Raw genomic sequence first — 11,941 nt, 5'->3', positions numbered from 1 at the left:
AGACGCCGTTCGGCTGCACCTGGCCCACCCCCCCCGGGCCAGGCAGCGGCGACGCGCCCCGGGCAACCCCCCCCGCCCGGGGCTGCGCCGCGTCCGGGGCCGTTCACCGCCTGGTTGAACGGCCCCGGACGGCCGGCCCGGACCGGCCCGCCCTACCGCCCGGCGACCGGGCCGGTGCTGGCGCGGACGATGAGTTCCGGGCGCAGGAGTTGGACCGAGTTGGCGGGGGTGCCCGACTTGGTGATGGCGCGCAGCAGCAGTTCGACCGCCTGGCGGGCCATCTCGCGCTTGGGGATCGACACGGTGGTGAGGGCGGGGCGGGCGAGGCGGATCTCGGCGTTGTCGTCGTGGCCGATGACCGAGAGGTCGTGCGGGATCGAGCGGCCGGCGACCTTGGCGGCCTCCATGGCGCCGAGGGCGAGCACGTCGTGGGTGGCGAAGAGGGCGGTCAGACCGGGATCGGCGGCCAGCGCCGCGCTCGCGGCGGCGAAGCCGCCCTCGGGGGTGGGCTCGGCGGCGAGGTGGACGGCGTGGCCGGGCAGCGGGAGGCCGTCGGCGGCGAAGGCACGGCGGAAGCCGGCGACCCGGGCGGTGTGGGCGGGGCTGGCCAGCACGGCCACGCGCTGGTGACCGAGTTCGCGCAGGTGGCGGCCGGCCAGGTAGCCGGCGCGCTCGTAGTCGATGGTGACCACGGGGAAGCGGTCCGGCGCCTCGGTCTCCCAGGCGCAGAGCACCACCGGGAACCGGGCGTCGGCGAGCAGCGGCAGATGGTCGATCAGGTCCCGGTCGCCGGCGATCAGCAGCGCGTCCACCGAGCGGCTGGAGAGCCCGGCCAGCCGGCGCCGGGCGCGTTCGCCGTCCAGTCGGGTGGTGCAGAGCATCAGGTGGTAGCCGTTGCGGTCGAGAACGTCCTCGACCTCCTCGATCACCTCCGAGTAGAAGGAACTGGCCACGGTGGGGACGAAGAGGCCCACCGTCATGGTGGTGCCGGTGGCCAACGACCTGGCCACCAGGTTGGGGGTGTACTCCAGTTCGTCGATCGCCGCGCGGACCCGGGCGGCGGTCGCCGGGCGGACCCGGACCCGGCCGCTGAGCACGTTGGAGACGGTCTGCTTGGTGACGCCGGCGCGTTCGGCAACATCCTGCATCGTCGCCATGGGTCCCCCGTTTTACCGATCAAAAGACAGTTGCTCGCACAGTAGGTCCGACCTGATGTGCTGTCAAGGAGGAGGCCCGGCGCTGAGCGCCGGAGCGGAAAAGCCTCGCGCCGATGTCTTGTTTTACCGGTCAAAGGAGCCGTACCGTTCCGACCCATCACCCGACCCTCAGCATGTGGAGGAGTCCCTGTGCCAACTCCAGCCCCCACCCCTCGACGAAGGCTCGTCGGCGCGGTGGCCGCCGCGACCCTGGCGCTCTTCGGCAGCGCCCTGGCGGCCCCCAGCGCCGTGGCGTCCGCCAAGGCCCCCGCGGCGTCCGCGTCCGCCGAGGCCCCCACCGCCTCGGCATCCGCCAGGATCCTCGCGGCCCCCGCGATCCCGTCGTCCGCCGGCTACACCGTCTCCGTCGGTTCGACGGGTTCCTACCCCTACGCCGACGACACGCCGGCCGGCTCCTACATCGACAAGGACGGCACCTTCTACTTCCAGGAGTCCCACTCGCTCTACGGCGCGACCGACTCCCGGCAGTGGAGCTTCTACACCGGCAGCACCTTCGACGACGCCACCCTCTCGACCTCGATCAGCAACGCGGTGAACCCCGCCAACGCCAGTGACAGCAACGCCGACACCACCTGGCGCTGCGACAACAGCCCGACCGGCCTGGAGGCGACCTCGGCAGGGTCGGGCTCGGGCTACGCCCAGCCGAACTACTGCGACCTGGTGGGCGTCTGGGTCGACCCGGACACCGGCACCTGGTACGGCCTGGTGCACAACGAGTTCACCCCGCAGCCGTTCGGCGACGGGCTGCACTACGACTCGATCGACTACGCGCAGTCCACGAACCAGGGCAGGACCTGGACCATCGAGGGCCACGCCATCACCTCGCCGTACAGCACCACCCGCAACGACAACTCGGCCTTCCCGAACCAGACCTACGACTACGGCGACGGCGACCCGCGGCTCTACGTGGACACGGCCTCGGGCTACTTCTACGTCTACTACGGCTCGCGGATCGTGCCCAAGGCCGGTACCGGCGGCAGCACCGGCGGCCTCGCGCACGTCGCCCGCGCCCCGATCTCGGGGAAGATGGCGACCGGCTCCTGGTCCAAGTGGTACGACGGCACCTGGTCCCAGCCCGGGGTGGGCGGCCTGGAGAGCAACATGGTGCCGGCCACCGCGGCCGCGCCCAGCGGCTGGACCCCGGTCGCGGGCGACTACAGCCCGGCCACCACCGGTTCGGTGGACCAGCAGGTGGCGGCCGGCGAACTGCCCTCCAAGTCAAGCCTGTTCATCATGAACATCGCCTACGACGCCTACCTGGGCCTGTACATCGGCGAGCCCGAGGTGGTCTCGGGCACCGCGCCCCAGCAGTTCTACGTGACCGACGACCTCTCCTCGCAGAAGTGGTACCTGGCGGGGGACTCGGGTGGCTACACCTCCGGTTCCTGGTACCGCTGGTTCGTCGACAGCGTCAACCGGACCGGCTCGACGATCATCGGCAAGTCCTTCCGCTCGTACTGCGCGATCGCCTGCGCCAGTTCGGACGGCGAGTACGCCAACGTCACGGTGGACTCGACCGCGCCCGCCGCGCCGCCGCTGGACCCGGCCAGGACCTACCGGATCAGCAGCGGCGACGGCCTGGCACTGGCCCAGGTCTCCGGTGGCCCGGCGACCACCTCGGTGGCGGCGGGCAGCGGCTCGACCCTGGCCGCCTGGGCGTTCGCGGCCGACGGGGACGGCTCGTACCGGATCGTCAACGCCGCCACCGGGCAGCTGCTGGGCGTCGACTCCAGCTCCACCGCGGGCCGCGCCTGGGGCGCCGCGCCGACCGCCACCGCGAGCGGGTCCGGCGGGCCCAGCGCGGGGCAGCAGTGGTTCATCGTCCCCGGCGCCTCCGCCGCCGGCGCGCCGACCGGCGACTACCGGCTGGTCAACCGCTACAGCGGCCTGGTGATCGGCCTCTCCTCGACCGCGGGCCGACTCGCCGAGACCACCCCCGCCCGCTACTGGACCGACAGCACCGGCAGTGCCGTCGGCGGCTCGCGCACCGCGGCCCAGCAGACGCTGACCCTCACCGCGGTCGGCTCGGCGACGGGCACCGTCTCGGTCGGCGCGATCGGCGCGCAGAGCTGGACGCAGGGCGCCGCGACCTCGCTGCAGGTGTCCGCCACCGCCTCCTCCGGTTCGCCGCTGAGCTACCAGGCCACCGGGTTGCCGGCCGGACTGTCGATCAACTCCTCGACCGGCCTGGTCTCCGGCACCCCGACCAGCGCGGGCACCGGGAGCGCGACGGTGACCGCGACGGCGGGGACGGCCACCGGCACGACCTCGTTCGCCTGGACCGTCCAGGCGGCCGGCGGCCTCACCGGTGCCCACACCCTGTCCATCGGCGGCAAGGCGCTCGACGACCCCAACCACAGCCGCACGGCGGGCACCCAGCTCATCACCTGGACCACCAACGGGGGCGCCAACCAGAGTTGGCAGTTCACCCGGCAGGCCGACGGCTCCTACCAGCTGCGCGACACCGAGTCGCAGCTCTGCGCGGACGTCAGCGGCGGCTCCTCCGCCGCCGGGGCCCAGGTGATCCAGTGGACCTGCACGGGGAGCGCCAACCAGAGCTGGCAGCTCACCCGGCAGACCGACGGCAGCTACACCCTCGCCGCCGAGCAGAGCGGTCTGTTGCTCACCACCGCGTCGAGCGCGGACGGGTCGCTGGTGACCCAGCAGGCGCCGGCGGGCGCGGCGCTGCAGCACTGGACCATCGGCTGAGCCCGGCGCGGCGGGCGGGGCCGGGCCGACCACGGTTCCGCCCGGCGCGACGGGCGGTGCCGGGCTGACCCTGGTCCCCGGGCTGACCACGGTCCCCGGGCCCGCCGGGGACCGTGCGGCGGTGCCCGCTCCAGATGGAGCGGGAGGCAGGGCAGTATTGCTCGAACCTGATGCGGGAAGCTATAAAGGCAGCAGTTTCACGCACATTTGTGCAGAAGCGCGCACCGGGAGGGGCCGTCATGAGCCATGTCGAGCGGGAGATCGCGAGTCAGCCCGAGTGCTGGCGCCGTGCGTTGGAGACCAGCCCCGCCGGGCTGCCGCAGCGCGGTGAGCGGGTGGCCGTCGTCGGCTGCGGCACCTCGCTCTACATCGCCCAGGCCTACGCGGCGCTGCGCGAGCACGCGGGGCTCGGCGAGACCGACGCCTTCGCGGCCTCCGAGTTCCCCGCCGCCCGCCGCTACGACCGGGTGCTGGCGATCACCCGCTCCGGTACCACGACCGAGGTGCTCACCGCGCTGGAGCGCGCCGGGGGCACACCGACCGTCGCGGTCACCGGCGACCCGGCCACCCCGATCAGCGCGGCCGCCGGCACCGTGGTCGACCTGGGGTTCGCCGACGAGAAGTCGGTGGTGCAGACCCGCTTCGCCACCAGCGCCCTGGCGCTGCTCCGGGGCCACCTGGGCCTGGTCCCCGCGGACCTGCCCGCGCAGGCCGAACAGGCGCTCGCCGAGCCGCTGCCCGAGCGGGCCACGGCGGCCACCCAGGTCACCTTCCTCGGCACCGGCTGGACCGTGGGCCTGGCCAACGAGGCCGCGCTCAAGCTCCGCGAGGCCTCGGGCTGGTGGGCCGAGTCCTACCCGGCGATGGAGTACCGGCACGGCCCGATCAGCGTCAGCGGCCCGGAGAGCCTGGTCTGGTTCTTCGGGCCGCCGCCGATCGGCCTGCTCGACCAGGTGCTGGACACCGGCGCGCGCACTTCGGTCAGCTCACTGGACCCGCTCGCCGACCTGATCCGCGCTCAGCGGCTGGCGGTGGAGCTGGCCAAGGGCTGCGCGCTCGACCCGGACCAGCCGCGCAACCTGACTCGCTCGATCGTGCTGGGCGGGCCGTGACCGCGTGCTGACCGCTGACCGCGCCCTGACCGCGTCCTGAGCGCGTCAGCAGCTCGGACGCGTTCAGGACACGCGTTCAGGACACGCGTTCAGGACACGCGTTCAGGACACGCGTTCAGGACACGCGTTCAGGACACGCGTTCAGGACACGCGTTCAGGACACGCGTGCAAACAGGAGAACGCCGGCCCGAAGGACCCACTGACCGTCCCACCCCACCTACAACACCGCAGGGCAAAACCAAGATCAACAAAGAGATCCAATGGTCAGCCGTACCAGGAGCGGCCGTGGCGCGGTGCGCCACGGCCGCTCGACGGGTCAGCCGATCCGGTTCAGGCTCGCGGTGTCCATGTCGGTGGTCCCGCCGTTCGCCGTCGGGTAGACCTGGAACCGCAGCGCGCCGGTCTGCTGCGGCACGCCGAAGACCAGCACGTAGTTCTGGTAGCCGGTCGCGGAGTCGACGTTGTAGGCGCTGCAGAGGTCGGTGTTGCTGCTGCCCAGGCTCCAGAGGCAGAAGGTGCCGCTCGCGGAGCCGGACTGCGAGGAGAGCCACACCGAAGCCTCGTACACCCCGCCGGTGCCGAGGGTGACCGGCACGTCCTGGAAGACGGAGCCGCCGGCGGTGTTGGTGTTGAAGGCCAGGTACCCGGTGCCGTCATGGGCCGGCGCCGGGGCGCCGGCCGCGGTGTTGTAGTTGGCCCAGTTGACGATCCCGCCCGAGGGGACCAGTCGCTGCCAGCCGGCGGTGCTCTGCTCGAAGGACCCTGCGGTCAGCAGGTTCGGGCCGGTCGCCTCGATCCGGAGCGGCGCCGTCTGGTTCGTCGCCACGTGCCCCGGGGTCGAGGAGGCGGCGTTCGCCGCGGCCTCGGCCTGCGCCGGGGCGGCGGTGGCCAGGCCGCACACGCCGGCAATGATGGCTGCGGGGAGCGCGAGGGCTCCGAGGCCGGGGATTCTGCTGCGCATGATGACGTCCTTGTCGCCGATCGGATGGAAGCGTACGCGGGTCGGGCGTGCAGTGATGGCGCAGGTGCTCACCGGAGGGCGAGCTGACGCAAGCATGACACTGGCGGTCGGTTGAAAGCAACGACGCCCCAAGGAACTTGGGGCTCGCAAGGGACTTGCCGGGCTGGAGTGACGGGACCGTCCCACACTCTCGGGTGGTGTTGATGTGGAGGTCGACCGGATCTCCGCTCGACACCTTGTACGGTCCCGCGACAAGGACGACGCGGGCATCGACAACAAGGATCAGTGAGACGCGGCGGCCCGGTGGCGGAGTGCTTCGCCGGCCTCCCGGGTGAGGAAGACCAGGCGGGCGCGCTTCTCGGGGAGCTGGATCTCCGGGCCGAGTTCGAAGCCGGTGCGCAGCAGGCGGGCGATCGACTTCTCGTTGCGGGCGTCCGGCTCGGCGACCAGGCGGCGCACCGCCGGGTCGGCCAGCACGAAGGCGAGGAAGACCGAGACCAGGGTCTCGGTGTAGCCGGGCCGCGGGTTGCCCTCGGTGGGGGCGACCAGCAGGTGGATGCCCAGGTCGCCGGGGGCGACCTGGTAGTGCTCGCCGAGCGGGTCGTGCTCGGGCCGGTAGGTCTGGAAGAGCGCGACGGGGGTGTCGTCGCGCAGGGCCAGGTAGGCGTGGTGGCTGGGCAGCGAGTCGACGAACGCGTAGATGTCCCTGACCTGTTCGCGGCTGTGGCCGACCATGCCCCAGAACCGGGCCCACTCCTGATCGACCCAGCCGTGCACCGTCGCGGCGTCGCCCGCCGGGTCCAGCGGGCGGATCCGGACGGTGCCGAAGCCGGGCAGGGCCGCCTCGAAGGTGCGCCCGGCCGGGGATGCGTCCTCGGTGGTGGCGGCCTGAGTGTGCTGATCGTTCGTCATGGTCGTTCCTTGTTCAGCTTGTTCCAGTCGGTGATCACGGGGAGCAGCTCGCCGGCGAGCCAGCGCGGCAGCTGGTCGCGGCGGTGCGGGTCGCCCGGCAGGCCGGAGGCGCCGAAGGGCACCACCCAGCCGCTGTTCGCGCGGTCGGCCAGGTCCCAGACGTAGCGGGCGGCCGAGGCGCGGGCGCTGAGGTCGGTCAGGCCGGGCAGGCAGGTGGTGGCGAGGACGCAGTCGTGGTCGCCGGCCAGGCCGGGCCAGTGCGGCGGCTCGTCCTCGGGCAGCGCTTGCCACGGGGCGAGCCGGTGGGTGTCGCCCCAGGTCGCCGCCGGGCCCGCCCCGTCGGCCGCTGCCTCCGCGATCTCCCCGGCCAACTGCTCGACGGCGGCCCGGACCAGCGTGGCCGGGTCGGTGCCCGGCAGCAGGTCGGCGCCCAGCAGGTGTTCGAGGGCGAAGCCGATCCGCGCGGTGAGCGAGAGCCAGGGCGCGAAGAGCGCGGGGTGGCCGTGCGGTTCGGCCAGCGCGGCCAGCGCCGGGGCGGCGGCGAGGCGGCGCACCACCGCCGAGCGCAGCGCCGCGAAGCGGGCGGCGGCGACCGAGCCCGCCGCCATCCGCCGGTCCCAGCCCAGCAGTTGGGCGCGCAGCCGGTCGGCGGCGGGGCTCAGCGCGGGCAGGTTCGCCAGCAGGTCGAGCAGCGGGGCGGCGGAGGCGAGGTAGGTGTCGGTGTGCACGGCGGTCATCCGCGCGCCGGTCCACCCGGTGGAGCCGGCCAGCAACTCGGTGATCCGCTCGGCCCGGTGCGGCGCGGCGAACTCGACGCCCAGCGCCGCGGCCAGGCCGCGCTGGTTGGCCATCACCGCGAAGTCCTCGACCTCGGCGCGCGGCAGCGGGTGGTGCCAGCCCTGCCAGTCGTGACCGGGCTCCCAACCGGGCACCAGCCGGAGCCGGTTGCGCGGGTGGCGCAGCGGCACGGCGCCGGCCACCCGGTGCAGCAGCCCGCCCGCGGTGTCGGCGGCCTGCACCACGTTGACCGGTTCGGCCCAGTGGTCGAAGGCCGCGTCCACGTCCGCGACGGTCCTGGCCCGCAGCAGCGCGGGCAGCGCCTGGAAACCCGACTCCGCGCGCACCCGTGGCGGGCAGCGCAGGCTCACCGCCTCCTCGGGGCCGTCGGGGCCGCCGATCACCACCGTGCCGCGTTCGGTCTCGACGATCTCGACGGTGACCGGCTCGGCACCGGCGACCTCGATGGTCTCGGTGTGCGCGGCGGCCGCTCGCCAGCCGTCCGGGCCGAGCGCCTCGACGCCGCCCGCGGTGCGGCGCAGCCGCTCCTGGTAGAGGTCCTGGTAGTCCGCCATCGCGTTGGTGATCGCCCAGGCGACGCCGCCGGTGTGGCCGAAGTGGGCGATGCCGGGGACGCCGGGGACCGCCAGCCCGACCACGTCGAACTCGGGGCAGGCCAGGTGGATCTGCTGGTAGATCCCCGGTTCCTCGATGAACCGGTGCGGGTCACCGGCGATCAGCGCGGCGCCGGTGGCGGTGCGCGCGGGGGCCACCAGCCAGCCGTTGCTGCCGGAGGTGGCGGGCCCGTCGGTGGCGAACAGGCCGATCGCCTCCTCGCCGAGCAACTCCGCCACCCGCTCGCGCCACAGCTTCGCCGGGAAGCCGGCGAAGAGGATGTGGTGGGAGAGCCACAGGGCCAGCGGGGTCCACGGCTCCCAGTTCCCGGGGGTGAGCCCGGTGGCGGCGAACTCCGGTGCCTGGTAGGCCCGTTCGCGCAAGCCGCGATTGACCCCCGCGACGTACGCGCGGACCCACGCGGCGGTCTCCGCGTCCAGCCGCTCGAAGCAGCGCCGGGCGGTGTCGGCGAGGCGGGCCTGGCGGGCGAAGCGGTCCCAGTCCAGGTGCTCGGGTCCGAGGAAGGCGGCCGAGGTGCCCTGCGCCCGGTGCCGCTCGACCTCCAGCTGCCAGGCCCGGTCGGTGGCGGCGTTCTGCCCCTGGGCGCGGGCGAGTTCGAGCGGGTCGCCGGCCCGCAGGTGGGGGATGCCCCAGTCGTCGCGGAAGACCTCGATGGTCATGGCCGGCCCACCTCGGCCGGCCCGGCGCTCCCGGCGGGCGCGGTCGCCGCGTCCCCGGCACCCGACCGGGGACGGGCGCGGCGGGCCGCCGGGACCACCAGCGGGGTGCCGGTCTCCGGGTCCTCGATCACCTGGCAGGCCAACTGGAAGACCTCCTGCACCAGTTCGGTCGTGACGATGTCGCCGGGCGCCCCCGCCGCCAGCACCCGCCCGCCGCGCATCGCGATCAGGTGGGTGGCGTACCGCGCCGCCTGGTTGAGGTCGTGCAGCACGGCGACCAGGGTGCGCCCCTGCTCCTCGTGCAGCTGGGCGCAGAGGTCGAGGACCTCCATCTGGTGCGCGATGTCCAGGTAGGTGGTCGGCTCGTCCAGCAGCAGCAACGGGGTCTGCTGGGCCAGCGCCATCGCGATCCAGACCCGCTGGCGCTGGCCGCCGGAGAGCTCGTCGACCACCCGGTCGGCCAGCTCGGCGACCCCGGTGGCAGCCATCGACTCCTGCACCACCCGCTCGTCCTGCGGTGACCACTGGCGCAGCAGCCCCTGGTGCGGGTAGCGGCCGCGGCCCACCAGCTCGCCGACGGTGATGCCGTCGGGGGCGATGGAGGACTGCGGCAGCAGGCCCAGGGCGCGGGCCACCTGCTTGGCGGGCAGCGAGGCGATGTCCTGGCCGTCCAGCAGCACGGTGCCGGCGGCGGGCTCCAGGGTGCGGGAGAGCGCGCGCAGCAGGGTCGACTTGCCGCACGCGTTGGGGCCGACGATCACCGTGAAGGACCGGTCGGGGATGGCGACGGTGAGGTCCTCGGCGATCGTGCGCCGCTCGTACGCGAGGGTGAGCCCGCGGCCGAGCAGCCGCGCTCCGTCCGTGCTCATGTGTGCCTCTCTCCGCTGTACGGGACGATCATGGGGGGCGCCGCTCATATCCGGCCCGCCCGCCGCTCGGTGGCCAGCAGCCGGACCAGGTAGCCGCCGCCGAGCACACCGGTCACCACGCCCACCGGCAGCTGGTGGCCGCTGATCAGCCGCTGGGCCGCCCAGTCGGCGCTGACCAGCAGGGCGGCGCCGGTGCAGAGCGCGGCGAGCAGGTTGGGGCCGGGGGAGCGGGTGAGCCGGCGGGCCAGCTGCGGGGCGATCAGCGCGACGAAGGAGACCGGCCCGGCGGCGGCCGCCGCGAGCGAGGCGAGCAGCACGGCGGCGGCCAGCAGGCCCAGCCGCAGCGGCTCGACCCGCACCCCGAGCCCGGCGGCGGTGTCGTCGCCCAGCTCCAGCATCCGCAGCGCCCGCCCGCAGCCGAGCAGCACCAGCGGGCCCAGCACGCCGAGCGCGACGAGCAGCGGCACGGCATCCCCCCAGCCGCGGCCGTCCAGACTGCCGGTCAGCCAGAGCACCGCGCGGGCCGCGTCGAGCAGCTTGGTGCGGGTCAGCAGGTAGCCGTTGACGCCGGTGAGGATCGCCGCGGTGCCGATGCCGATCAGGATCAGCCGCCCGCTGTGCAGGCCGCCGCGCCAGGCCAGCGCGCAGACCCCCGCGCCGGTCGCCACCCCGCCGATGACCGCGCCGGTGGCCAGCGCCAGGCTGCTGCCGCCGGCCACCACGACCAGCAGCGCGCCGGTCGCCGCGCCCTGGGTGAAGCCGAGCACGTCCGGGCTGCCGAGCGGGTTGCGCACCAGCGACTGGAAGAGCGCGCCGGCCAGCGCCAGCGCGGCGCCGACCAGCAGCGCGGTGACCACCCGGGGCAGCCGCAGCTGGTTGACGATGAGGTCCTCGGCGGGGGAGCCGCCGCCGGCCAGGGTGCGCAGCACGTCGGCCGGGCTGATCGGGTACTCCCCGCTGCCCAGGCTGAGCACGCTGACCAGCAGGGCGAGCAGCGCGCAGCCGGTGCCGGCGGCCAGCGCGCGCGGACTGTAGCGCAGGGACCAGCGGTCCCCGAGGCGGATCGTGCTCATACCCGGGCCACCTTTCCGCGGCGGGCGAAGTAGAGGAAGAACGGGCCGCCGAGCACCGCGGTGACCACACCCACCTGCAGCTCGCCCGGTCGGCCGAGCAGGCGGCCCAGCACGTCGGAGCCGAGCAGCAGCACGGGTGCGAGCAGCGCGCAGTACGGCAGCAGCCAGCGCAGGTCGGGACCGGTCAGCGCGCGCACCAGGTGCGGGACCATCAGGCCGACGAAGACGATCGGTCCGCAGGCCGCGGTGGCCGCGCCGCAGAGCAGGGTGACCGCCAGGATCGCGGCGCCGCGCACCAGTTCGGGCCTGGCGCCGAGTGCCCTGGCCGCGTCGTCGCCGAGCGCGAGGACGTTCAGCGGGCGGGCCAGCGCCAGCGCCAGCAGCAGCCCCGCGCCGATGAACGGCAGCACCTTGACCACCGTCTCGGGCCGCGCGTCGGCCAGCGAGCCGACGGTCCAGAACCGCATCTTCTCCAGCGAGCTGGTGTCGAGCAGCATCACCGCGCTGACGTAGGAGTAGAGCGTGGCGTTGAGCGCCGAGCCGGCCAGCGCGAGCCGGGCCGGGGTGGCCCCGCGCCCGCCGCCGACCGCGTGGACCAGCACCGAGACGATCGCGGTGCCGGCCAGCGCGAACCAGACGTAGCCGTCGAAGGTGGCCACGCCCAGCAGCGAGGCGGCGGTGACCACGGCGGCCGAGGCGCCGGCGTTGATCCCCAGCAGGCCGGGGTCGGCCAGCGGATTGCGGGTCAGCGCCTGCATGAGGCCGCCGGCCAGGCCGAGCGCGGTGCCGACCAGCAGGCCGAGCAGGGTGCGCGGCAGGCGCATCCGGTGCACCACCGCGTAGTTCGGCGAGGTGGGGTCGAGCAGGCCGTGCCAGACCTCACCGAGTGACATCGCCCGGGAGCCCACGCCGATGCTCAGCGCCAGCACGGCGAGCAGGAGCAGTGCGGCGAGCGGCAGTCCGGCGGCCCGCAGCGTGGTGCGGGCGCCCTTCGAGCGGTGGCCGGGAGGTTCGGG

Annotated in this window: 9 protein-coding genes; 2 read left to right on the top strand and 7 right to left on the bottom strand. The window is 74.2% G+C overall.

Features of this window, described 5'->3' with window-relative positions; all coding sequences use genetic code 11:
* Positions 1-152: 152 nt before the first annotated feature.
* The gene (locus tag OG455_RS39850) at positions 153-1,157 is read right to left on the bottom strand and encodes a LacI family DNA-binding transcriptional regulator (protein WP_266301655.1); all 1,005 of its coding nucleotides are present in this window, start codon (positions 1,155-1,157) and stop codon (positions 153-155) included.
* A gap of 189 nt (positions 1,158-1,346) precedes the next feature.
* On the opposite strand from OG455_RS39850, the gene OG455_RS39845 reads away from it, so the two are divergent.
* Together OG455_RS39845 and OG455_RS39840 are read left to right on the top strand one after the other, a co-directional pair.
* On the top strand, positions 1,347-3,926 hold the full coding sequence (locus OG455_RS39845) for an RICIN domain-containing protein (protein ID WP_266301654.1): 2,580 nt from the start codon (positions 1,347-1,349) through the stop codon (positions 3,924-3,926).
* A gap of 239 nt (positions 3,927-4,165) precedes the next feature.
* Positions 4,166-5,038, top strand: coding sequence for an SIS domain-containing protein (locus tag OG455_RS39840; RefSeq protein WP_266301653.1), 873 nt, complete (start codon positions 4,166-4,168; stop codon positions 5,036-5,038).
* A gap of 316 nt (positions 5,039-5,354) precedes the next feature.
* Here OG455_RS39840 and OG455_RS39835 read toward each other — a convergent pair whose 3' ends face one another.
* From OG455_RS39835 to OG455_RS39810, 6 genes are all read right to left on the bottom strand, one after another.
* Positions 5,355-5,999 carry a hypothetical protein gene (locus OG455_RS39835; RefSeq protein WP_266301652.1) on the bottom strand — a complete coding sequence of 215 codons (645 nt, stop codon included), beginning with the start codon at positions 5,997-5,999 and terminating at the stop codon, positions 5,355-5,357.
* Positions 6,000-6,281: 282 nt separating this feature from the next.
* A complete protein-coding gene (locus OG455_RS39830; protein WP_266301651.1) occupies positions 6,282-6,911 on the bottom strand; it encodes a GNAT family N-acetyltransferase in 630 nt (209 codons plus the stop codon).
* Positions 6,908-8,983: a penicillin acylase family protein gene (locus OG455_RS39825; RefSeq protein WP_266301650.1), complete on the bottom strand. Its 2,076-nt coding sequence runs from the start codon at positions 8,981-8,983 to the stop codon at positions 6,908-6,910. Before OG455_RS39825 ends, OG455_RS39830 begins: the two co-directional genes overlap by 4 nt.
* On the bottom strand, positions 8,980-9,852 hold the full coding sequence (locus OG455_RS39820) for an ABC transporter ATP-binding protein (protein WP_266301649.1): 873 nt from the start codon (positions 9,850-9,852) through the stop codon (positions 8,980-8,982). Before OG455_RS39820 ends, OG455_RS39825 begins: the two co-directional genes overlap by 4 nt.
* Before the next feature lie 44 nt (positions 9,853-9,896).
* On the bottom strand, positions 9,897-10,925 hold the full coding sequence (locus tag OG455_RS39815; RefSeq protein WP_266301648.1) for an iron chelate uptake ABC transporter family permease subunit: 1,029 nt from the start codon (positions 10,923-10,925) through the stop codon (positions 9,897-9,899).
* A complete protein-coding gene (locus tag OG455_RS39810) occupies positions 10,922-11,899 on the bottom strand; it encodes an iron ABC transporter permease (RefSeq protein WP_266301848.1) in 978 nt (325 codons plus the stop codon). The genes OG455_RS39815 and OG455_RS39810 overlap by 4 nt, the downstream gene beginning before the upstream one ends.
* Between the last annotated feature and the right edge of the window lie 42 nt (positions 11,900-11,941).

The sequence above is a fragment of the Kitasatospora sp. NBC_01287 genome, from assembly GCF_026340565.1.
Taxonomy (GTDB): Bacteria; Actinomycetota; Actinomycetes; order Streptomycetales; family Streptomycetaceae; genus Kitasatospora.
This window is presented reverse-complemented; position numbering and strand designations above follow the sequence as displayed.

Excerpts from the sequence above, each read along its gene's own strand:
- OG455_RS39815 (WP_266301648.1), bottom strand. The coding sequence starts at position 10,925 with ATGAGCACGATCCGCCTCGGGGACCGCTGGTCCCTGCGCTACAGTCCG.
- OG455_RS39830 (WP_266301651.1), bottom strand. The coding sequence starts at position 6,911 with ATGACGAACGATCAGCACACTCAGGCCGCCACCACCGAGGACGCATCC.
- OG455_RS39850 (WP_266301655.1), bottom strand. The coding sequence starts at position 1,157 with ATGGCGACGATGCAGGATGTTGCCGAACGCGCCGGCGTCACCAAGCAG.
- OG455_RS39825 (WP_266301650.1), bottom strand. The coding sequence starts at position 8,983 with ATGACCATCGAGGTCTTCCGCGACGACTGGGGCATCCCCCACCTGCGG.
- OG455_RS39835 (WP_266301652.1), bottom strand. The coding sequence starts at position 5,999 with ATGCGCAGCAGAATCCCCGGCCTCGGAGCCCTCGCGCTCCCCGCAGCC.
- OG455_RS39840 (WP_266301653.1), top strand. The coding sequence starts at position 4,166 with ATGAGCCATGTCGAGCGGGAGATCGCGAGTCAGCCCGAGTGCTGGCGC.
- OG455_RS39820 (WP_266301649.1), bottom strand. The coding sequence starts at position 9,852 with ATGAGCACGGACGGAGCGCGGCTGCTCGGCCGCGGGCTCACCCTCGCG.